This window comes from Pseudooceanicola endophyticus, from assembly GCF_018760365.1.
In the GTDB taxonomy this organism is placed as follows: domain Bacteria; phylum Pseudomonadota; class Alphaproteobacteria; order Rhodobacterales; family Rhodobacteraceae; genus Pseudooceanicola; species Pseudooceanicola endophyticus.
This window is the reverse complement of the sequence record NZ_JAHIAB010000006.1, coordinates 61,173-82,639: the sequence shown is the minus strand read 5'-3', so window position 1 is coordinate 82,639 and position 21,467 is coordinate 61,173. Positions and strand designations below refer to the sequence as shown.

22 protein-coding genes are annotated in these 21,467 nt (G+C 68.0%); 14 read left to right on the top strand and 8 right to left on the bottom strand.

What is annotated here, in order from left to right:
• Positions 1-2: 2 nt before the first annotated feature.
• On the top strand, positions 3-1,316 hold the full coding sequence (locus tag KM176_RS11955; protein WP_160894412.1) for a carboxylesterase/lipase family protein: 1,314 nt from the start codon (positions 3-5) through the stop codon (positions 1,314-1,316).
• On the opposite strand, the gene KM176_RS11950 is transcribed toward KM176_RS11955, so the two are convergent.
• Complete coding sequence (locus KM176_RS11950; RefSeq protein ID WP_160894411.1) at positions 1,313-2,191, bottom strand: LysR substrate-binding domain-containing protein; 879 nt, start codon at positions 2,189-2,191, stop codon at positions 1,313-1,315. The genes KM176_RS11955 and KM176_RS11950 overlap by 4 nt on opposite strands.
• Before the next feature lie 130 nt (positions 2,192-2,321).
• Here KM176_RS11950 and KM176_RS11945 point away from each other — a divergent pair, with 130 nt between their 5' ends.
• Positions 2,322-3,236: a DMT family transporter gene (locus KM176_RS11945; protein ID WP_160894410.1), complete on the top strand. Its 915-nt coding sequence runs from the start codon at positions 2,322-2,324 to the stop codon at positions 3,234-3,236.
• 53 nt (positions 3,237-3,289) lie between these two features.
• Here the strand turns inward: KM176_RS11945 and KM176_RS11940 are convergent, their stop codons facing one another.
• On the bottom strand, positions 3,290-4,870 hold the full coding sequence (locus KM176_RS11940; RefSeq protein WP_160894403.1) for a 2-isopropylmalate synthase: 1,581 nt from the start codon (positions 4,868-4,870) through the stop codon (positions 3,290-3,292).
• A 446-nt stretch (positions 4,871-5,316) separates the two neighbouring features.
• Between KM176_RS11940 and KM176_RS11935 the strand changes: the two genes are divergently transcribed.
• The 11 genes from KM176_RS11935 (at position 5,317) to KM176_RS11885 (ending at position 15,611) form a co-directional block, all read left to right on the top strand.
• A complete protein-coding gene (locus KM176_RS11935) occupies positions 5,317-6,060 on the top strand; it encodes a sulfite exporter TauE/SafE family protein (RefSeq protein WP_160894402.1) in 744 nt (247 codons plus the stop codon).
• Positions 6,061-6,074: 14 nt separating this feature from the next.
• Positions 6,075-6,761: an SDR family NAD(P)-dependent oxidoreductase gene (locus tag KM176_RS11930; RefSeq protein ID WP_160894401.1), complete on the top strand. Its 687-nt coding sequence runs from the start codon at positions 6,075-6,077 to the stop codon at positions 6,759-6,761.
• 132 nt (positions 6,762-6,893) lie between these two features.
• The gene (gene aroA / locus KM176_RS11925; protein WP_160894400.1) at positions 6,894-8,246 is read left to right on the top strand and encodes a 3-phosphoshikimate 1-carboxyvinyltransferase; all 1,353 of its coding nucleotides are present in this window, start codon (positions 6,894-6,896) and stop codon (positions 8,244-8,246) included.
• Between the two features lie 90 nt (positions 8,247-8,336).
• Positions 8,337-8,945, top strand: a complete 609-nt coding sequence (locus tag KM176_RS11920) for a (d)CMP kinase (RefSeq protein ID WP_160894399.1) — start codon at positions 8,337-8,339, stop codon at positions 8,943-8,945.
• A 172-nt stretch (positions 8,946-9,117) separates the two neighbouring features.
• Positions 9,118-9,747 carry a nitroreductase family protein gene (locus KM176_RS11915; RefSeq protein WP_160894398.1) on the top strand — a complete coding sequence of 210 codons (630 nt, stop codon included), beginning with the start codon at positions 9,118-9,120 and terminating at the stop codon, positions 9,745-9,747.
• A gap of 248 nt (positions 9,748-9,995) precedes the next feature.
• A complete protein-coding gene (gene rpsA / locus KM176_RS11910; protein ID WP_160894397.1) occupies positions 9,996-11,675 on the top strand; it encodes a 30S ribosomal protein S1 in 1,680 nt (559 codons plus the stop codon).
• Between the two features lie 343 nt (positions 11,676-12,018).
• Positions 12,019-12,303, top strand: coding sequence for an integration host factor subunit beta (gene ihfB / locus KM176_RS11905; RefSeq protein WP_160894396.1), 285 nt, complete (start codon positions 12,019-12,021; stop codon positions 12,301-12,303).
• Complete coding sequence (locus KM176_RS11900) at positions 12,303-12,644, top strand: lipopolysaccharide assembly protein LapA domain-containing protein (protein WP_202397810.1); 342 nt, start codon at positions 12,303-12,305, stop codon at positions 12,642-12,644. The genes ihfB and KM176_RS11900 overlap by 1 nt, the downstream gene beginning before the upstream one ends.
• Positions 12,645-12,648: 4 nt before the next feature.
• Complete coding sequence (locus KM176_RS11895; protein ID WP_160894395.1) at positions 12,649-13,350, top strand: phosphoribosylanthranilate isomerase; 702 nt, start codon at positions 12,649-12,651, stop codon at positions 13,348-13,350.
• Between the two features lie 163 nt (positions 13,351-13,513).
• Positions 13,514-14,776, top strand: coding sequence for a tryptophan synthase subunit beta (trpB, locus tag KM176_RS11890; protein WP_160894394.1), 1,263 nt, complete (start codon positions 13,514-13,516; stop codon positions 14,774-14,776).
• Between the two features lie 73 nt (positions 14,777-14,849).
• Complete coding sequence (locus KM176_RS11885) at positions 14,850-15,611, top strand: ion transporter (RefSeq protein WP_160894393.1); 762 nt, start codon at positions 14,850-14,852, stop codon at positions 15,609-15,611.
• 135 nt (positions 15,612-15,746) lie between these two features.
• On the opposite strand, the gene KM176_RS11880 is transcribed toward KM176_RS11885, so the two are convergent.
• The 3 genes from KM176_RS11880 to KM176_RS11870 form a co-directional block, all read right to left on the bottom strand.
• Positions 15,747-16,148: a DUF2237 family protein gene (locus KM176_RS11880; RefSeq protein WP_160894392.1), complete on the bottom strand. Its 402-nt coding sequence runs from the start codon at positions 16,146-16,148 to the stop codon at positions 15,747-15,749.
• Between the two features lie 80 nt (positions 16,149-16,228).
• Positions 16,229-16,963 carry an aminoacyl-tRNA hydrolase gene (gene pth, locus KM176_RS11875; protein WP_160894391.1) on the bottom strand — a complete coding sequence of 245 codons (735 nt, stop codon included), beginning with the start codon at positions 16,961-16,963 and terminating at the stop codon, positions 16,229-16,231.
• Positions 16,964-17,086: 123 nt separating this feature from the next.
• Positions 17,087-17,701, bottom strand: a complete 615-nt coding sequence (locus tag KM176_RS11870) for a 50S ribosomal protein L25/general stress protein Ctc (protein WP_160894390.1) — start codon at positions 17,699-17,701, stop codon at positions 17,087-17,089.
• A gap of 189 nt (positions 17,702-17,890) precedes the next feature.
• Here KM176_RS11870 and KM176_RS11865 point away from each other — a divergent pair, with 189 nt between their 5' ends.
• On the top strand, positions 17,891-18,709 hold the full coding sequence (locus KM176_RS11865; RefSeq protein ID WP_160894389.1) for a lysozyme family protein: 819 nt from the start codon (positions 17,891-17,893) through the stop codon (positions 18,707-18,709).
• Here the strand turns inward: KM176_RS11865 and KM176_RS11860 are convergent, their stop codons facing one another.
• The 3 genes from KM176_RS11860 to KM176_RS11850 all read right to left on the bottom strand — a co-directional run bounded on the left by KM176_RS11860 (position 18,710) and on the right by KM176_RS11850 (position 21,457).
• Positions 18,710-19,876 carry an alpha-hydroxy acid oxidase gene (locus KM176_RS11860; RefSeq protein ID WP_160894388.1) on the bottom strand — a complete coding sequence of 389 codons (1,167 nt, stop codon included), beginning with the start codon at positions 19,874-19,876 and terminating at the stop codon, positions 18,710-18,712. It abuts the gene before it with no gap.
• A 245-nt stretch (positions 19,877-20,121) separates the two neighbouring features.
• Positions 20,122-20,913 carry a tryptophan synthase subunit alpha gene (gene trpA, locus KM176_RS11855; RefSeq protein ID WP_160894387.1) on the bottom strand — a complete coding sequence of 264 codons (792 nt, stop codon included), beginning with the start codon at positions 20,911-20,913 and terminating at the stop codon, positions 20,122-20,124.
• 133 nt (positions 20,914-21,046) lie between these two features.
• Positions 21,047-21,457 carry a VOC family protein gene (locus tag KM176_RS11850; RefSeq protein WP_202397809.1) on the bottom strand — a complete coding sequence of 137 codons (411 nt, stop codon included), beginning with the start codon at positions 21,455-21,457 and terminating at the stop codon, positions 21,047-21,049.
• Between the last annotated feature and the right edge of the window lie 10 nt (positions 21,458-21,467).

The window sequence follows — 21,467 nt, the reverse complement described above, 5'->3', positions numbered from 1 at the left end:
CCATGACGGCGCCCCAGGCCCGGATCCGGGCAGGCCGCATCGCCGGGGCAACCGGCGCCGGGGTAGAGCGTTTCCTGGGGATTCCCTATGCGGCACCGCCGCTGGGACCGCTGCGCTGGCGCGCGCCGCAGCCGGTGACCCGCTGGGACGGGCTGCGTGCCGCCACCGCCTTCGGTCATGACCCGATGCAGGAACCCTTCCCGAGCGATGCCGCCCCCCTTGGCACGCCGCCCGCGGAGGATTGCCTGACCCTCAACGTCTGGCGCCCCGAGGGCACCCGCCCCGGCGACGGGCTGCCGGTGATGGTCTGGATCTACGGCGGCGGGCTGGTCAACGGCGGCGCCTCTCCGGCGGTCTACGACGGTGCGGCGCTGGCGGCGCAGGGGCTGGTGGTGGTCAGCTTCAACTACCGGGTCGGCCGCTTCGGCTTCTTCCGCCATCCCGCGCTGGCCGAGGGCGCCCCGCCGGAGGAACAGGCCGGCAACTTCGGTTTCCTCGACCAGCTCGCGGCGCTGGAATGGGTGCGCGACAACATCGACGCCCTGGGCGGAGACCCCGCCCGCGTGAGCGTGGTGGGCGAAAGCGCCGGCGGCCAGTCGGTGCATGTGCTGCTGACCAGCCCCCGCGCGCGCGGGCTGTTCCGGGCGGCGGTGATCCAGTCGGGTTCGGACGGGGCGCAAAGCTGGGCCGGGCCGGACGACCGCGCCGGGGAACGCTTTGCCGAAAGCTGCGGCATCGCGCCGGGGTCGGGGGCGGCGGCGGCGCTCAGGGCGCTTGACGCGCAGGCGGTGACCCGGGGCCTCAACATGACCCATCTTGCCTCCCCGCCCGGGGCGCGCGACTTCTGCGCGCCGCAGGCCGATGGGGGGACGACCTGCGCGATCCGTCCCGCCTACGAGGCCGGCGCCTTTGCCCGGGTGCCGGTGATGATCGGCTATACCAGCGACGATCTGGGCGGCCCCGAGGGGGCGATTATCCGTGGCACGCGCGAACTGGCCGACCTTCTGGCGCCGCAGACCCCGACCTGGGCCTATGTCTTCGACTACGTCGCCGGGGCCGAGCGGGACGCGCAGACCCGGGGCGCCCGCCATGCGACCGAGATCCCCTTCTTCTTCGGCACCCATGCCGCCCGGCTGGGCGCGGATCGGGTGAGCGAGGCCGACCGCCGCGCCAGCCGCACCGCCATGGGCTACCTCGTGGGGTTCGTGAAGACCGGCCAGCCGGCGGGGGCGGCGCTGCCGCCATGGTCGCGCCATGCGCCGGGGCAGGGGTTCCAGGTCCTGACCCGCGACGGCGGGGCGGCACCCGAGGTCTAGCGGCCCGCCTCCTCGCGCAGCCAGGCATGCAGGGCGGCCACCGGCCCATGGGTGGGCAGGTCGCCCGGCGCCACCAGGTAATAGGCCAGGTCACTGGCCAGCCCCTGCGGGAAGGGCGCGACCAGACGGCCTTCCTCCAGCAGTGGGGCGATCAGGGAGCGGCGCAGCAGCGCCAGCCCGTGACCTGCCAGTGCGGCCTCTATGGTGCCGCTGTCGCGAAACAGCGGACCCGCCGGGGCCTGCGGGCCGCTCAGCCCGGCGGCCTCCAGCCAGAGCGGCCAGTCGTAGCGGTGTTCGTCATGCAGGAAGGTGGCGCGGGCCAGGGATGCGGTGGTGAAGGGGCCCCGGGCGGCCAGATAGGCCGGGCTGCACACCGCCACCAGCGCATCGTCCAGCAGCCGCTCGGCCCGCAGCCCGGGCCAGCGCCCCAGCCCGTGACGCACCGACAGATCCAGCCCCTCCGCCCCGAAGGGCATCACCCGGTTCGAGGTGCTGAGCCGCAGGTCCACCTCCGGATGGCGCCGCTCGAACCGGGGCAGGCGCGGCAGCAGCCAGTGGGCGGCGAAATCGGCGGTGCAGCCCAGCGTGACCACCCTGCCACCGGGGCGCGCCCGCGCCGCCGCGCTGGCCTCGCGCAGGATGCGGAAGGCACTGCGGGCGGCGGGGAACAGCGCGGCGCCGGTCTCGGTCAGGGTGATCTGCCGGGGGCGGCGGATGAAGAGGGCGCTGCCCAGATCGCGTTCCAGCGTGCGGATCTGCTGGCTGACGGCCCCGGGGGTCACGCAAAGCTCCTCGGCGGCCAGGGCCATGCTGCCCAGCCGCGCCGTGGCCTCGAAGGCGCAGAGCGCGTTGAGAGAGGGCAGGCGCTCTGTCATGGTTCAGAAAATCTCTCGTATCGGGGCAGAAACCCTCGTTTGTCGCAGGGCAGGAAGGGCGGCTATGAAGGAGCTGTCCGGCAGCTCTGCGTGCCGCACAGTTTAGGATCTCTGACCCGGGAAAGCCAATATGTCCGCACAACCCTCGCTCCGGATGCTCGACTGGGCGCTGCTGGTGCTGCTTTCGGTCCTCTGGGGCGGATCCTTCTTCTTCTCCAAGGTGGCACTGGCGGACTGGCCGCCGTTCACCGTGGTGCTGGTGCGGGTCGCCCTCGCGGCGCTGGCCCTGGGGCTCTACCTGCGGGCGCGGGGGCGGCGTCTGCCCACCGCCGCCCCGGTCTGGCGGGCCTTCTTCGTCATGGGGCTGCTGAACAACATCCTGCCCTTCAGCCTGCTGTTCTGGGGCCAGACACAGATCGCCAGCGGGCTGGCCTCGATCCTGAATGCCACGACGCCGGTCTTCGCCATCCTGGTCACGAAGGCCCTGGCGCCCGAGACCGAGATCACCGCCAACCGGCTGGCGGGCGTCGCCCTGGGCCTGGCCGGTGTGGCGGTGCTGATGGGAGGCGATGCGCTGTCGTCGACGGGCTTTGCGGTGCTGCCGATGCTGGCCTGCCTGGGCGCGACCCTGTCCTACGGTGCGGCGGGCTTCTACGGTCAGCGCTTTCAGGCGATGGGGATCGCCCCGGCCACCGGCGCCTTCGGACAGCTGGCGGCCTCAAGCCTGCTGATGATCCCGGTGGTCTGCCTGAGCGACCGGCCCTGGACCCTGCCGCTGCCCGGACCCGCCAGCCTGGCGGCGCTGGTGGCGCTGGCGCTGCTCTCGACCGCGCTGGCCTACGTGATCTACTTCCGCAGCCTCTCGGTCATCGGGCAGCTCAATACCTCGATGGTGACGCTGATGATCCCGGGCAGCGCCATCCTGCTGGGCAGCCTGGTGCTGGGCGAAAGGCTGTCGGCCAATCATTACGCCGGGCTGGCGCTGATTGCCCTGGGGCTGCTGGCCATCGACGGGCGACTCTGGCGCCGCCTGCGCCGCAGATGAAAAAGGCCCGGAGCAGTGCTCCGGGCCTTTCCGCAATCGCAATGGCGCCGGGATCAGCCGGCGTCCTTGTAGCTGATCTCGCGCGCATCGGCGCCCGCACCCACCTTGCCGCGCCGCACGATCAGGCGGTTCAGCGCGTGGATATAGGCCTTCACGCTCGCCACCACCGTATCGGTATCGGCGTTGGAGCCGGTGACGATGCGGCCATCCTCGTTCAGCCGCACCGAGACGGTCGCCTGGGCATCGGTACCCTTGGTGACGGCCGAAACCTGGTAAAGCTCCAGCTTGGCGCCATGCGGGAAGATCTCCTTCACCGCATTGAAGGCCGCATCGACCGGGCCGTCGCCAGTGGTCGAGGCGGATTTCTCCACGCCATCCACGGTCATCACCATGTCGGCGGACTGGCCGCCGGTGCCGCAGACGACGCGCAGGTCCTTCAGCACCAGGTGGTCCGGGGTCGCGTCCTCGGACACCCGCACAAGTGCGAGGATGTCGTCGTCGTAGACTTCCTTCTTGCGGTCGGCGAGGTCCTTGAACCGCACGAAGATGTCCTTCAGCTGGTTGTCCCCCACCTCGATGCCGAGCTGCTTGAGCTTGTCGCGCAGCGCCGCACGGCCCGAGTGCTTGCCCATCACGAGGTTGGTCGCGGCAAGGCCCACGTCCTCGGGGCGCATGATCTCGAAGGTCTCGGCGTTCTTCAGCATGCCGTCCTGGTGGATGCCGCTTTCATGCGCGAAGGCGTTCTTGCCGACGATGGCCTTGTTGAACTGCACCGGGAAGCCCGACACCGCCGCGACGCGGCGCGAGATGTTCATCAGCTTCTTCGATTCAACGCCCGTGGTGAAGGGCATGATGTCGTGGCGCACCTTCAGCGCCATCACCACCTCTTCCAGCGCGGTGTTGCCGGCGCGTTCGCCCAGGCCGTTGATCGTGCATTCGATCTGGCGGGCGCCTGCCTCGACGGCGGCCAGGCTGTTCGCCGTCGCCATGCCAAGGTCGTTGTGGCAGTGGGTGGCAAAGATGATCTCGTCCGCACCCGGCACGCGCTCCAGCAGCATGCGGATCAGCTCGGCGCTTTCCTTCGGCGCGGTATAGCCCACGGTGTCGGGAATGTTGATCGTGGTGGCGCCGGCCTTGATGGCGATCTCGACGACGCGGCACAGGTAGTCATGCTCGGTCCGGGTGGCATCCATCGGCGACCACTGCACGTTGTCGCAGAGGTTGCGGGCATGGGTCACCGTTTCGTGGATGCGCTCGGCCATCTCGTCCATGGTCAGGTTCGGGATGGCGCGGTGCAGCGGCGAGGTGCCGATGAAGGTGTGGATGCGCGGTTTGGCGGCGTGTTTCACGGCCTCCCAGCAGCGATCGATATCCTTGAAGTTGGCGCGCGAGAGGCCGCAGATCACCGCGTCCTTGGACCGCTTGGAGATCTCGGACACGGCGGCGAAATCGCCTTCCGAGGCGATCGGGAAGCCGGCTTCGATGATGTCGACACCCATCTCGTCGAGCATCTCCGCGATCTCGAGCTTCTCTTCATGGGTCATGGTCGCGCCGGGCGACTGTTCGCCGTCACGAAGCGTGGTGTCGAAAATGAGGACGCGGCCGGGATCGGCGGGGACGATGGTATTGGTCATGGGATTTCTCTCTTTCGTTCTCCTGAATGCCTTGGCGCGAAACGGCATGTCCTCTGAGCGAGTCGCGCCTTAACGGCACGCTCAGAGGCGGATTAGGAGAAGCAGGCAAGCACGAAGCACGCCCTGGGGGCGCGGTGCATTGGGGATATGTGCCTGGATCGTCATGGCCCCGTGCTTACCCAAGGATCTTTCCGAAGGGAAGGCGAAAAATACGCCGCATCTGCAAAGATCCCTGTAACCTCAAGGAAAGCCCCAGCCATCCCGCACCGCCCCGGCTCTTTCATCTGGCCAGAAATATCCCCGCCGGAGGCCCCCGCCTGCCATGGTCGGGCGTCATGGTCGGCGCCCGATGCTCTGCGCCTGCCGACGCGGGGCGCAAGGGATCTGGACGCCGGCGCCGCGCCGTCGCAGGGTGGCGCCATCCCTCTCCCTGCCAAGGCCTCCTGATGACCGACCAGACTGTCCTGCTGCTGCTCGCCGCGCTGATCGTGGGGGTCTCCAAGGGTGGCCTCGCCTCGGCGGCGGCCATTGCCGTGCCGATGCTGGCGCTGTTCATGAACCCGATCACTGCCGCCGCCACCCTGCTGCCGGTCTATATCGTCACCGACTGGATCGGCGTCTGGCTCTACCGCAAGGATTTCTCGCGGCGCAACGTGGCGATCCTGGTGCCCTCGATCCTCTTCGGGGTCTTCCTGGCGATGCTGATCACCCCCTGGAGCTCTGAGGGGCTGCTGCTGATCTTCACCGGGCTGATCGGGGTCTGGTACGTGACGCGCAGCTGGATGCGCCGCCATCTCGATGAGGTGTCCGAGGCCCGGCTGGTCCCGGGTCTCTTCTGGGGCACGATCACCGGCATTGCCAGCTTCATCACCCATTCCGGGGCGCCGCCGGTCCAGGCCTACCTGCTGCCGCAGCGCCTGCCGAAGTTCGAATTCGCCGGAACCATCGCGATCAGCTTCGCCATCGGCAACCTCGCCAAGCTGCCGGCCTACTGGGCCATCGGCCAGCTCGACGGGCTGAACTGGGGGCTGATCGCCGGTCTGGTGGTCTTCGGGGTGGGCGGCACCTTCATCGGGCGCTGGCTCACGCATATCCTGCCCCAGGCGCTCTACATGAAGATCATCCAGGTCTTCCTGCTCGCCCTGTCGGTGATCCTGCTGATCAAGGGCGGTGCAGAGCTTCTGGCCTGAGGAGAGGAGGTCCGATGCACGATTCATCGCAACATCCGCAAAGGGCGCTGGTGCTGGGGGCCAGCGGTGCCATCGGCGGCGCGCTGGTCGATGCGCTGCGCGAGGGTGGCAGCCAGGTCACCGCCCTGTCGCGGCGCGACGACGGCTTCGACCTCGCCTCCGAGGCCAGCATTGCCCGCCATCTCGGGGCGCTCGATCCCGGCTTCGATCTGATCCTGTGCGCCACCGGCGCGCTTGAAATCGCGGGGCAGGGCCCGGAAAAAAGCCTCTCCCAGCTTGATCCCGGGGCGCTGGCCGCACAGTTCGCGCTGAACGCCACGGGGCCGGCGCTGGTGATCAAGCACGCCCTGCGCCTGATGCCCCGGGACCGCCGCGCGGTGCTGGCGGTGCTCTCGGCCCGGGTCGGCTCGATCAGCGACAACCGTCTGGGCGGCTGGTACGGCTACCGGGCGGCCAAGGCGGCGCTGAACCAGATCCTCCACGGCGCCGCGATCGAGGTCGCGCGCAGCCATCCCCGGGCGATCTGCCTGGCGCTGCATCCCGGCACGGTGCAAAGCGCGCTGACCCGCGCCTACCTTGGCCGCCACCCGGCGGTTACCCCGCCCGAGGCCGCACGCCATCTCCTTGATGTCATTGCCGCCCGCAGCCCCGCCGACAGCGGCGGCTTCTACGACTGGCGCGGTGACCGGGTGCCCTGGTAGCCGCGGGGCCGGGGCGCATGCCCCGCCTCCGGCACGCCCCTCCCGGGGGCACGCCGGAGGCCCCCCCTTTTCCCGTGACCGCCCCCGCCCCATGCGTTAACACGGGGGCCTCTCACCGCTTGAGGAGATCCCATGACCGCCCCCGGCACTCCCGTTCCGATGACCGCCCGGCCTTCTGGGCCGCTCTCCGGCACCGCCGCGATTCCCGGCGACAAGTCGGTCAGCCACCGTGCGCTGATCCTGGGCGCCCTCTCGGTGGGCGAAACCCGGATCACCGGCCCGCTGGAAGGCGAGGACGTGCTGCACACCGCCGCGGCCATGCGGGCCTTCGGCGCCGAGGTGACCCGCCAGGCCCCCGGCCGCTGGTCCGTCCACGGCACCGGCACCGGCGGCTTTGCCGAGCCCGACCAGGTGATCGACTGCGGCAATTCCGGCACCGGCGTGCGGCTGATCATGGGCGCCATGGCGACCTGTCCGATCAGGGCGACCTTCACCGGGGATGCCAGCCTCAACAGCCGTCCCATGGGCCGCATCACCGATCCGCTGGCCCTCTTCGGGGCGCAGGCCCATGGCCGCTCCCGCGGGCGCCTGCCGATGACCCTGGTCGGGGCCCGCGCGCCGGTGCCGGTGCGCTACAGGCTGCCCGTCGCCTCGGCGCAGGTGAAAAGCGCCGTGCTGCTGGCCGGCCTCAACACCCCCGGGGAAACGGTGGTGATCGAACCCACCCCCACCCGCGACCATACCGAACGGATGCTGACGGCGTTCGGCGCCCGGATCCGCACCGAGGACACCCCCGAGGGCCGCGTCATCACCCTGACCGGCCAGTCGGAGCTGCGCCCGCAGCGCCTTGCCGTGCCGCGCGATCCCTCTTCGGCGGCCTTCGCCGTCTGCGCCGCGCTGATCGTACCGGGCTCGGAGGTGCTGGTGCCGGGCATCGGCCTCAACCCGACCCGCGGCGGCCTGTACGAGACCCTGCGCGAGATGGGCGCGGACCTGAGCTTCGAAAACCCCCGCGACGAGGGCGGAGAGCCGGTGGCCGATCTGCGCGCCCGCTATTCCCCCGACCTGCGCGGCATCGCCGTGCCGGCCGAACGGGCCGCCGCGATGATCGACGAATACCCGATCCTCTCGGTGGTCGCGGCCTGCGCCAGCGGCGTGACCGAGATGCCCGGCGTGAGCGAGCTGCGCGTCAAGGAAAGCGACCGGATCGCGGCCATGGCCGAAGGGCTGAGCGCCTGCGGCGTGACGGTGGAAACCGGCCCTGACTGGTGGCAGGTCGCCGGTCGCGGTGCCGGCGGCGTGCCCGGCGGTGCGACGGTCCGGACTTTCCTCGATCATCGCATCGCCATGTCCTTCCTCTGCCTCGGGCTGGCCGCGCAGGCGCCGGTGACGGTGGATGACGGGCGCGCCATCGCCACCTCCTTCCCGGAGTTCGGGGCGCTGATGACCGGGCTCGGTGCATCCCTTGGGCAGGCTTCCGCATAGGCGACACGTCACCGCCTCGACAGGGCGGCGGAAGGATGCTTACTTCCCGCTCCAAAGACATTTCAGAATATGCGTAGGGTAGAGAGTGACATGCGTTTGACCGTGGCGATCGACGGGCCGGCAGCGGCCGGCAAGGGCACCATCAGCCGGGCCGTGGCCGAGGCCTTCGGGCTGGCCCATCTCGACACCGGGCTGCTCTACCGGGCCACCGGGGCGCGGCTGCTGGAAGGGCTGGAAGCCATCGAGGCCGCCCGCAGCCTGACGCCCGAGGATCTGGCGCGCCCCGATCTGCGCAGTCCCGACGTGGCGCGGGCCGCCTCCCAGGTGGCCGCCATCCCCGAGGTCCGCGCGGCGCTGGTCGATTTCCAGCGCGCCTTCGCCCGCCGTCAGGGCGGCGCGGTGCTGGACGGGCGCGACATCGGCACGGTGATCTGCCCCGAGGCTGAGGTGAAGCTTTTCGTCACCGCCTCCGACGAGGTGCGGGCGCAGCGCCGCTACGAAGAGATGTTGGGGCAGGGGCATGACGTCACCTTCGAAGGGGTGCTGGCCGAGCTGCGCGAACGCGATGCCCGCGATGCGGCCCGGGCCTCGGCACCGATGAAGGCGGCCGAGGATGCCGTGCTGATCGACACCAGCACCATGACCATCGAGGCCGCCGTCGCTGCCGCCTGCGCCCAGATCGAGGCACGCCGCGCCTGAGCCCCTGCGGCCATGCGCAGCCGGGTCTTCCGGAATGCACGGGGGGATTGAAGGCATTGCCTTGAAAGGGAAATGCGGCGGGATGTCGTGGCGTTTCCGCGCCCCGCCCCCTCTTGGAACGGGGATCGTGCGGGGCCATGTTGCGCGCAGACGCAGCAAACGGACCCCCAACATGTTCCTTGACCGACTGAACTGGCGCTACGCCACCAAGAAGATGGACCCCTCGCGCCCGGTGCCCGAGGAGAAGATCGCGCAGATCCTCGAGGCGATCCGCATGGCGCCGACCTCCAGCGGCATCCAGGCCTTCCGGGTCTTCCTGATCCGCGATCCCGAGCTGCGCGCGCGCCTGCGCCCCGCCGCCATGGATCAGCCGCAGGTCACCGAATGCTCGCACCTGCTGGTCTTCGCCGCCTGGGACGACTTCACCGAGGCCCGCATCGACGACACCGTCGCCGACATCGAGGCCGCGCGCGGCAAGAGCGAGGGCATCACCCTCTATTACGACCGCCTGAAAGAACGCCTGCTGTCGCGCGACACGGAGGCGAACTTTGCCCATGCCGCCAACCAGGCCTTCATCGGGCTGGGCTTCGCGCTGGCCGCTGCCGCCGAGCTTGAGGTCGACAGCACCCCGATGGGCGGCTTCGATGCCGCCACCGTGGACGAGATCCTGGGCCTGCGCGCGCAGGGCCTGCGCAGCGTCGTGCTGCTGCCGCTGGGCACCCGCGACACCGAGGGCGACTGGCTTTACCCGATGGCCAAGGTGCGCAAACCGATGTCCGAGTTCGTCACCGAGATCGGCTGAGTCCCCCGGGGCGCGTGGGCGGCGGCCGGCACAACCGGCCCCGTCCTGCCCTTTTTCCTTGATTTGCAGGCCCCACGCCGCTAATGAGCCCCCGTCGACAAGGCGCAAAAGCCGCGATGCAGGGACGAGCAGGGTCGGAACACTCTTTCGGCCCTCTTTGTATTGCGGCAGCTCAGATGACCAATTCCAAGACCGGCGGAGACAACCGCTCGGCCAGTATAGCACATAGTTAGGAACCCAGAGACCTCATGGCTCAGAACACCACGATGGAGGAATTCGAAGCCCTCCTGAACGAAAGCTTCGAAATGGACACTCCGAACGAAGGTTCGGTTGTCAAAGGCAAGGTGATCGCTGTTGAAGCGGGCCAGGCCATCATCGACGTCGGCTACAAGATGGAAGGCCGCGTTGATCTGAAAGAATTCGCTAACCCCGGCGAAGCCCCTGAAATCGCTGTCGGCGACGAAGTCGAAGTTTACCTTCGCGCTGCCGAGAACGCCCGTGGCGAAGCTGTCATCTCCCGCGAGATGGCGCGCCGCGAAGAAGCATGGGACCGCCTGGAAAAAGCATATGCCGACGACCAGCGCGTCGAAGGTGCGATCTTCGGTCGCGTCAAGGGCGGCTTCACGGTCGACCTCGGCGGTGCCGTTGCGTTCCTGCCGGGTTCCCAGGTCGATGTCCGCCCCGTGCGCGACGCCGGCCCGCTCATGGGTCTCAAGCAGCCGTTCCAGATCCTCAAGATGGACCGTCGTCGTGGCAACATCGTTGTCTCGCGTCGTGCAATCCTGGAAGAATCGCGTGCCGAGCAGCGCGCTGAAGTCATCGCCAACCTGACCGAAGGCCAGGCTGTCGAGGGCGTCGTCAAAAACATCACCGAGTACGGCGCCTTCGTCGACCTCGGCGGCGTCGACGGCCTGCTGCACGTCACCGACATGGCATGGCGCCGTGTCAACCACCCGTCCGAGATCCTGTCGATCGGCGAGACCGTGAAGGTCCAGGTCATCAAGATCAACAAGGACACCCACCGTATCTCCCTCGGCATGAAGCAGCTGCAGGAAGATCCGTGGGATCTGGTTGCCGCCAAGTACCCGCTGTCCTCCGTCCACGCCGGCCGCGTCACGAACATCACCGACTACGGTGCATTCGTCGAACTGGAGCCCGGTGTCGAAGGTCTGGTCCACGTCTCCGAGATGTCCTGGACCAAGAAGAACGTGCACCCCGGCAAGATCGTCTCGACCTCGCAGGAAGTCGACGTCATGGTCCTGGAAATCGACCAGGCCAAGCGCCGCGTTTCGCTGGGCCTCAAGCAGACCATGCGCAACCCGTGGGAAGTCTTCTCCGAGACCCACCCGGAAGGCACCGTTGTCGAGGGCGAAGTCAAGAACATCACCGAATTCGGTCTGTTCGTCGGCCTGCCGGGCGACATCGACGGCATGGTTCACCTCTCCGACCTGTCCTGGGACGAGCGTGGCGAAGATGCCATCCAGAACTACCGCAAGGGCGACATGGTTCAGGCCGTTGTCTCCGAAGTCGACATCGAGAAGGAGCGCATCTCGCTCTCCATCAAGAACGTCGGCGGCGACAAGTTCGCTGAGGCCGTTGGCGGCGTGAAGCGCGGTGACATCATCACCGTCAACGTCACCGCCATCGAAGAAGGCGGCGTCGAAGTGGAATACGAAGGCATGAAGTCCTTCATCCGCCGCTCCGACCTGTCGCGTGAACGTGCCGACCAGCGCCCCGAGCGCTTTAACGTCGGCGACAAGGTTGACGTCCGCGTCACCAACGTCGACTCGCGTTCGCGTCGCCTGGGCCTGTCGATCAAGGCCCGCGAAATCGCGGAAGAGAAAGAGGCCGTCGAACAGTACGGTTCCTCCGTCTCCGGCGCGTCGCTGGGCGATATCCTCGGTGCGGCCCTGAAGGGCGACAACTGAGGCGATCCCGCCTGACGCAAGTCAACGGAACGGCCCCGGGTTCATCCCGGGGCCGTTTTCGTTTCCGGCGGGGCAGGGGCGGACGCCTGGGCCCGGAGCCAAAGCTGGGTGGGGCAGGGATTTGAAATCATTGCGAATCATGCCCGGCGACGGGTTTCGCCCCGGTTTCGGCGGGCATTCGCGCAAACCGCAGGCGTCTGCGCCCCCGGATTCCGCCGAAGTGGTGGTTTTTCTTGCGGATTCCGGGATCCTGCGACGGAAGAGGATGTTCCCGTGCGCAAAGAAAGCTCATATAGTCTGATCAGGTGAAAGTCCTTACAGGCCTCGGGGGAGACTGCCAAAGATGATCCGTTCTGAACTGATCCAGAAGATTGCCGACGAAAACCCGCATCTCTATCAGCGCGATGTGGAGCGGATCGTGAACACCATCTTCGAGGAGATCACCGAGGCCATGGCCAAGGGCAACCGCGTCGAACTGCGCGGCTTCGGGGCCTTCTCGGTGAAGCAGCGCGACGCCCGCACGGGCCGCAACCCGCGCACCGGCGAAGCCGTCGATGTCGAGGAGAAGCATGTTCCCTTCTTCAAGACCGGCAAGCTGCTGCGCGACCGACTGAACGGAAACGCCTGATGAAATACATTCGTGCCGCCTTCATGGCCGTTCTGGCCATCGTCCTGATCTCGATCGCCCTCGGCAACCGCCAGATGGTGACGCTGACCCTGCTGCCGCAGGGGCTGGCGGACATCATCGGGCTGAACCAGTCGATCAACCTGCCGCTTTTCGTGGTGATCGTGCTCAGCATCATCGTCGGCCTGCTGATCGGCTTCTTCTGGGAATGGATGCGCGAGCATAAGCACCGCGTCGAGGCCCGCCGCCAGGGCAAGGAAGCCAACAAGTTGCAGCGCGAGGTGCGCCGCCTGAAGGGCGAGAAGCACAAGGGCAAGGACGACGTCCTGGCCCTGCTCGACTGACGCCATGCCGGTCCTTGTCGATCCCGCGCCGTCGGCCCCGAAGGCCGGCGCCACGGTCCGCGTGAAGATCTGCGGCCTGACCCGCCCCGAGGATGTCGCCGCCGTGGCGGCCTCCGGGGCGGCCTACATGGGCCTTGTGTTCTTCCCGAAAAGCCCGCGCAACATCTCCATCGACACCGCCCGCGCCCTGGCGCTGGAAGCCCCGCCGGGCCTTGCCAAGGTCGCGCTGCTGGTGAACCCGGGCGATGCGCTGCTGGATGCGGTGCATGACCAGGTGCCGCTCGACATGATCCAGCTGCACGGCCAGGAAACCCCCGCGCGCGTGGCCGAGATCCGCGCCCGCACCGGCCTGCCGGTGATGAAGGCCGTGGGCATCGCCGATGCCGAGGACCTGGCCCAGCTCGACGCCTATGCGAAGGTTGCCGACCAGCTGCTGGTCGATGCGAAACCGCCGAAACATGCCGACCTGCCCGGCGGCAACGGCCTGGCCTTCGACTGGCGCCTGCTGGCCGGCTACCGCTGGAGCAAGCCCTGGATGCTGGCCGGGGGCCTCACCCCCGAGAACGTGGCCGAGGCGATCCGCCTGACCGGCGCCACCCAGGTCGATGTCTCCTCCGGCGTCGAAAGCGCGCCGGGCCGCAAGGCTCCGGACACGATCCGCGCCTTCGTCAGTGCCGCGACGGCGCCCCGGCCCCCGCGGCTCTGATCCCTTCATCTTTCCGCAAATATGCCGGGGGAGGCGCGGCACAGCCGCGACGGGGGCAGCGCCCCCCTTGTGGCGCCTCCCGGTCCTCTCCCTCCCCCCGAAAGCTTGCCCATCCCCCCCCGGGACGCTACAGCTGGCCCACCATCGCGCGCAGGAGGCCCCCATGGATGATCTCTTCAACAGCTTCATGACCGGCCCGGACGAGAAGGGGCGTTTCGGCACCTTCGGCGGACGGTTCGTGTCCGAAACCCTGATGCCGCTGATCCTGGATCTGGAGGCGGAATACGAGAAGGCGAAGACCGACCCGACCTTCTGGGCCGAGATGGACGACCTCTGGAAGCACTATGTCGGTCGCCCCAGCCCGCTCTACTTCGCGCCCCGCCTGACAGAAGAGCTGGGCGGCGCCAAGATCTACTTCAAGCGCGATGAACTCAACCACACCGGCGCCCACAAGATCAACAACGTGCTGGGCCAGATCATCCTGGCGCGCCGCATGGGCAAGACCCGGATCCTGGCGGAAACCGGCGCCGGCCAGCACGGCGTGGCCACCGCCACCGTCTGCGCCAAGTTCGGCCTGAAATGCGTGGTCTACATGGGCGCCCACGACGTGGAACGCCAGGCCCCCAACGTCTTCCGCATGCGCCTTCTGGGCGCCGAGGTGATCCCCGTGCGCTCCGGTCGCGGCACCCTGAAGGATGCGATGAACGACGCGCTGCGCGACTGGGTGACCAACGTGCAGGACACCTTCTACTGCATCGGCACCGCCGCCGGGCCGCATCCCTATCCGGCGATGGTGCGCGATTTCCAGTCGATCATCGGCAAGGAAGTCCGCTGGCAGCTCGCCGAGCAGGAGGGCGAGGGCCGTCTTCCCGACACGGTGATCGCGGCGATCGGCGGGGGCTCCAATGCCATCGGCCTGTTCTACCCGTTCCTGAACGACCCCTCCGTCCGCATCATCGGCGTCGAGGCCGGCGGCAAGGGCGTGGACGAGAAGATGGAACACTGCGCTTCTCTGACCGGCGGGCGCCCCGGCGTGCTGCACGGTAACCGCACCTATCTGCTGCAGGACGAAGACGGCCAGATCCTCGAAGGCTCCTCGATCTCGGCGGGTCTCGACTATCCCGGCATCGGCCCGGAACACGCCTGGCTGCATGACGTGGGCCGCGCGGAATATGTCTCGATCACCGACAAGGAGGCGCTCGAGGCCTTCCAGGTCTCCTGCCGCACCGAAGGCATCATCCCCGCGCTGGAGCCCTCCCATGCGCTGGCCCATGTGATCAAGATCGCACCGACCCTGCCCAAGGACCACATCATCGTCATGAACATGTGCGGGCGCGGCGACAAGGATGTCTTCACCGTGGCGAAATACCTCGGCTTCGACATGGGCGACACCGGCATGGCCTCGGAAGGGCGCACCGCCGAGTAACGGGCCATCGCGAACCGCTTCAGGGGCCCCGCATCGCCGGGGCCCTTCGCATATCCGGAAGAGAGAGGGACCCATGCGCAAGACGCTTCACGCGCTCTACGAAGGCGACACCGTCCGGGGGCACCGCTTCCGCTATGCCCTGCTGGCCTTCGATCTGGCGACGGTGCTCTTCGTCATCGTCACCTCCTTCTTCCCGCGCGCGCCCTGGATGGAGACCGCGGACCTGGTCCTCGGCCTTCTGATCCTGGCCGATGTCCTGGCCCGCTTCGCAATCGAGCCGCGCCGCCTGCGCTTCCTGATCCGCCCCGCAACGCTGGCGGATCTGGTCTCGATCCTCTCCTTCCTGGCGCCGGTGACGGGCGATGCCCTGGGCTTCCTCAGGGTGCTGCGCACGCTGCGCCTGCTGCGCAGCTACCAGCTGCTGGCGCGGCTGCGCCAGGACTTCCGCTTCTTCCGCGAGAACGAGGATGTCATCCAGGCCACGGTGAACCTCGGTGTCTTCCTCTTCATCATGACCGGGCTCATCTATGCCACGCAGGAGCGCGTGAACCCCGATATCCGCAACTATGCCGACGCGCTCTATTTCACGGTCACCACGCTCACCACCACGGGCTTCGGCGACATCACCCTGAAGGGCTCCGGCGGGCATCTTCTGTCGGTGGCGGTGATGATCTTCGGCGTCACGCTGTTCCTGCGCCTGGTCCAGGTGGTGATCCGCCCGGTCAAGGTCCGCGAGGAATGCGAGGTCTGCGGCCTGGTGCTGCATGATGCAGATGCGGTGCATTGCAAGCATTGCGGCGCCACGCTGCATATTCGCACCGAGGGCACCAGCTGAGCCCGCGGCGCTCTCTCATCTGGCCGGAAATATCCCGGGGGTGAATTGCGCCCGCCCGGGCGCAAGAGGGGGCGGCGCCCCCTGAACGCTCGATCCCGATCCCGATCCTATCCAACCCGGCCGACGGCTCCCCCCTCAGCCCTCCCGCGCGCCCCCCTGGGCCGGGTCCTCGGAATAGAGTGCCAGCACCTCCATGGGCACCACTTCCAGCGCCCGGGCATGGGTTGCGGCCAGCCGCACCAGCGGCGCGCAACCCTCGTCATGGGCCTGCAGGAAGCGCGCGGCGCAGAGGCACCAGCGGTCGCCGGATTTCAGCCCCTGGAACTGGTACTCGGGGCGCGGCGTGCTCAGGTCGTTGCCGACATATTTCGAGAAGGCCAGGAACTCGTCCGTCATCACCGCGCAGACGGTGTGGCTGCCGGTATCCTGGGCGCAGGTGTTGCAGTGCCCGTCCCGGAAAAAGCCGGTCACCGGGTCCCGGGAACAGGCTTCCAGCTCCGTGCCCAGCACGTTGACGGAGGGGGCTCTTGGGATCATGGCAATGGCTCCTCGCTGGTCCGCGTCCCCGAAGCCTATCATAAAGCTGCGGAAATCACGAGGCCACTGCCCGCGACCTTTCAGCTGAACCAGTCGCGCAGCCTTTCCAGCGGCGATCGGGTGTCCTCGGTCGCCTGTTTCGGCGCCGCGTCCGGTTTCGGCGGCTTCGCGGGACCCGCTTGCGGACCCTTGGCCGTTCCCCCGTTGGGTCCGCCGCTCGGTCCGCCGGCCCCGCCGGAGCTGCGCGGCGGGTTCACCCGCAGCGCCACGGCATTCTGGAACTTGCCGGCATCACCTGCGGCCAGGGCCGCCGCCCCGTCCGAGATGCCGCGCAGCAGGTCATCCAGCCAGTCCTGCTCGGCCTTGGCGAAATCGGCCAGCACATAGCCTGCGACCCGGTCCTTGTGGCCGGGATGGCCGATGCCCAGGCGCACCCGCTGGTACTCGGCGCCGACATGCTGGTGGATGGATCGCAGTCCGTTATGGCCCGCATGGCCGCCGCCCTGCTTGACGCGGCACTTGCCCGGCGCCAGGTCCAGCTCGTCGTGGAAGACCGTCAGCGCGTCGGGGCCCAGTTTCCAGAACCGCAGCGCCTCGCCCACCGACTGGCCCGAATTGTTCATGTAGGTCATGGGTTTCAGCAGCAGCACCTTCTGGCTGCCCAGCCGCCCCTCGGCGACCTCGCCCTGGAATTTCGCCCGCCAGGGCGAAAAGCCATGATCCTCGGCGATCCGGTCCAGCGCCATGAAACCGATGTTGTGGCGGTTGCCGGCATATTTCGCGCCGGGATTCCCGAGACCAGTGAAAAGCAGCATGACGACCTCCGCGTGATTGCCCCTGACCTAGCGGGGAACGCCCGCAGGGTCCAGCCGCGCAACGAAAACGGCCCCCGGCGGATGCCGGAGGCCGTCTGAATGCATCCCGAAAGGGAAGGGGCCTCAGGCCTCTTCGCCCTCGGCTTCGTCTTCCGCAGATGCCTGCAGGCCCGACGGCGCGGTGATGTTGGCGATCACGAAGTCGCGCTCGATGGTCGGCTTGACGCCTTCCGGCAGCTCGACCTGGGAGATGGTGATGGTGTCACCGATCTGCTTGCCGGTCAGGTCGACGTAGATGTGCTCGGGGATGTCACCGGCCACGACCGACAGGTCGACGTCGGCGCGCACCACGGTCAGCACACCGCCACGCTTCAGGCCGGGGGCGGCCGCGTGGTTGATGAACTCGACGGGGATGTGCAGGTTAACGCGGGTGGTACGGCGCAGGCGCAGGAAGTCGACGTGGGTCGGCAGATCCTTGACGACGTCGCGCTGAACGCTGCGGCAGATGACGCGAACGTCTTCCTGGCCTTCGACCTTCAGGTTGAACAGGGTCGCCAGGAAGCGGCCTTGCTTCAGGCTCTTCAGCAGGGCGTTGAAGGGCAGTTGGATCGCCAGGGGCTCGGCGTCGCCGCCGTAGACCACACCGGGAACCATGCCGTTACGACGTGCTGCGCGAGCGGCGCCCTTGCCCGTCCCCGCACGGACCTCTGCGACGAGGTCAGGAATTTCTCCAGCCATTTTAGTCTCTCCTAAATGGGGCGGGCATCCTCCAAGGCTGTATGCCCGCGTTCAAGTCACGCGCGCTTACACGGATTCTTACCGCAAGGAAAGGCAAAAGGGGGGCGGCGCCCGGAATTCGGGCGGAACAACCGAATCTCAACTTCCGACCGCGATGCTGGAGCGTGGATCATTCGGCAGAAGGTTGCAATGACACGACGACAGATGCCCGCATGGCTGTGCGGCCTGCTTCTCTGGGCCGCGCTCGCGGGCCTCTCCCGCGCCTCCTCCGTCCTGCCGCTGGCAGCAGGGGAGGGGGCGCTTCTTCCCGCCGCCCGCCCGCTCGAAACCGTCGCGGCTCCGCTGATCGGCGGCGCCTCCCGGATGCTGGAGGATCGCGGCGGGGCGCGTGCCGAGGCGGGCGAGGCCGGCAGCCTGTTTGCCGGGCGCCTGGCCGGCGGCCTGTTCGCGCCGGTGGCCCCCCGTCCGGCCCCGATGGCCCCGGGCGCCGGGAAGGACCGCCGCAAGGGCTTTGCGCCGCTGCCGCCGGGGTCGCCCGCGGAACGGCTGCGCCACCTCATCGCCCGGGTCGAGGCCGGGGCCGAAGGCTATGATGCGGTGGTCTATTCCGCCACCCGCCCGCCGCCGAAACCGCCCAGCCGCATGACCATCGCCGAGATCCGTCACTGGATCGCGGCCACGCCGGGGCAGGATCACGCGATCGGGCGCTACCAGTTCATCCCCTCGACCCTGGAAGAGCTGCTGTCGCTGCTGGGGGTGCCGCCGCGCGCCGTCTTCGATCCGGCCCTGCAGGACCGGCTGGCGGACCTTCTGCTGATGCAGGCGGGCTATGCCGATTTCCTTGAGGGGCGCTTGCCGCGCGCGCAGTTCATGGAGAACCTCGCCGGGATCTGGGCCGGCCTGCCGACGCGCAGTGGCCGCTCGCGTTACCACGGGGTCGGGCAGAACCGCGCCGGGATCACCTGGGCGCGGTTCGAGGCCGAGATGGCCCGGATCTTTCCGGCCTGATCAGCCCTGCCACTGCCCGGAGAACCCCTCCGGAATCTGCAGGCAGTCGCGGTCCACCTCGTTGATGTCGCGCTTGCCGCAGAGCGCCATGGAGATGTCCATTTCCTTGGCAATGATCTCCAGCGCGCTGCGCACGCCGTCCTCGCCGTTGGCACCCAAGCCGTAGATGAAAGAGCGCCCGATGAAGGTGCCGCTGGCGCCCATGGCCAGCGCCTTCAACACGTCCTGGCCCGAGCGGATGCCGCTGTCGAGATGCACCTCGACCTCGCCGCCGACGGCCTGCAGGATCGGGTCCAGCGCCCGGATGGTGCTGATCGCGCCGTCCAGCTGCCGCCCGCCGTGGTTCGACACCAGGATCGCGTCGCAGCCCACCTTGGCGGCCATCTTTGCGTCTTCCGGATCCAGGATGCCCTTCAGGATCACCTTGCCGCCCCAGAGCTCCTTGATCTCCTCGATCTTCTTCCAGTCGAGCTGGGGGTCGAACTGCTCGGCCGTCCAGGAGAACAGCGAGGAGGGATCGGTGACGCCCTGCGCATGTCCGACGATATTGCCGAAGCTGCGGCGCTTGGTGGCCAGCATCTCCAGCCCCCAGGTCCACTTGGTGGCGAGGTCGGCCATCACGGCAGGGGTCAGCTTCGGCGGTGCCGACAGGCCGTTCTTCAGGTCCTTGTGACGCTGACCCAGGATCTGGAGGTCGAGCGTGATCACCAGGGCCGAGCATTTCGCATCCTTGGCTCGCTGGATCAGCCGCCGCAGGTAGTCCTGGTCCTTCATGGTGTAAAGCTGGAACCAGAAGGGTCGGCTGGTATGCTCGGCCACGTCCTCGATCGAGCAGATCGACATGGTCGAAAGCGTGAAGGGCACGCCGAAGGCCTCGGCGGCGCGGGCGGCCTTGATCTCGCCATCGGCGCGCTGCATGCCGGTCAGCCCGACGGGGGCCAGGGCCACCGGCATGGCGACGTCCTGGCCGATCATCTTCGAGGCAAGGGTACGGTTCGACATGTCCACGGCGACGCGCTGTCGCAGGCGGATCTTTTCAAAATCCGAGGTGTTCTCGCGGAAGGTCTGTTCCGTCCAGGAGCCGCTTTCCGCGTAATCGTAGAACATCTTCGGGGTGCGGCGCTTGTGCAGGCGCTTCAGGTCGTCGATGCAAGTGATTACGGGCATGGCAGGCTCCTCGAAAAGCGGTAAGGATTCTTTACCAATTTGAAGTCAGCCTCACAAGCTGCTCTTGCGTCATCGTCCGGGCGTGAAAAAGGGGGGCTCTGCCCCCCTCTTGAGCCTGCGGCTCAATTCACCCTCCGGGATATTTACGGCCAGATGACAGGGACCCCGGCTCTTCATCATCTGGCCGTAAATATCCCGGGGGAGTCTCCGCAGGAGACGGGGGCAGAGCCCCCGCACCAGGTCCATCAGGCGCTGTGGGCGCCTTCGGCGAGGGCGGCGATGAAGGAGAGGACCTCATCGCTCGACTTGCCTTGGGCAATTTCATTCACGATGGCCGAGCCGACGACGCAGCCATCGGCGACGGCGGCGACGGAGCGGGCCGTGTCGGGGGTGCGCACGCCGAAGCCGACGATGACGGGCAGGTCCGTCTTCGCCTTGATGCGGGCCACCTCGGGGGCGATGGCGTCGGACTGGGCCGCGGCGGCGCCGGTGATGCCGGTGACCGAGACGTAGTAGACGAAGCCGGAGGTGTTCTGCAGCACCTTGGGCAGGCGCTTGTCGTCGGTGGTTGGCGTCGCCAGGCGGATGAAGTTGATGCCGGCGGCCTGGGCGGGCAGGCAGAGCTCTTCATCTTCCTCGGGGGGCAGATCGACGACGATCAGCCCGTCGATGCCGGCGGCCCTGGCCTCGACCAGGAAACGCGCGACGCCGCGGGAATAGATCGGGTTGTAGTAGCCCATCAGCACGATCGGCGTGGTGTCGTCGCTCTCGCGGAAGGCCTTCGCCATGGCGAGGGTCTTTTCCAGCGTCATCCCGGCATCGAGCGCACGCTGGCCGGCCAGCTGGATCGTCGGGCCGTCGGCCATCGGATCGGTGAAGGGCAGGCCGAGCTCGATCACGTCGACGCCGGCGGCGGGCATGCCCTTCATGATCTCCAGCGCCTTCGCCTCGTCCGGATCCCCGGCCATGATATAGGCGACGAAACCCTTGCGGCCCTGGGCCTTCAGTTCGGCAAACCTGGCGTCGATGCGGCTCATGTGCTGTCCTTCCCCGAATTTTGCCTGTGGGTTTGGCGGAAACCTCGGGGAAGAGCAAGAGGCCAGGGAGGGGGCGCTGCCCCCGCGGGCCCTGCGGCCCGCTCCCCCGGCATGTTTCGGGAAAGAGGAACGGTCAGGTCGCGGGAAGGTCGCAGTTCACCATCCAGGGGATGCCGAAGCGGTCGGTGCAGGTGCCGAAACCCGCCGCCCAGAAGGTGGGGGCGAAGGCCATGGTGACCTCTCCGCCCTCCGAAAGGGCGGCGAAGAGGCGGGCGGCCTCTTCCGGATCGGGCAGGGACATCTGCATGTTGAAGCCGCTGTGGCGGGTCTGGGCCTCGGGGCTCATGGTGTCCGAGATCATCACCGTCTGGTCGCCGATCTGCAGCAGCGCATGCATCACCCGATCCTCCATGCCCGGGGGCAGGGGCGTGCCGTCGGGGAGGTCGGAGAAGGGCATCAGCGCCTTCACCTCGGCCCCCAGCGTTGCCTTGTAGAAGTCGATTGCCGCGCGGGCGGTGCCGTCGAAGAAGAGATAGATGGCCATCGCGATCCCT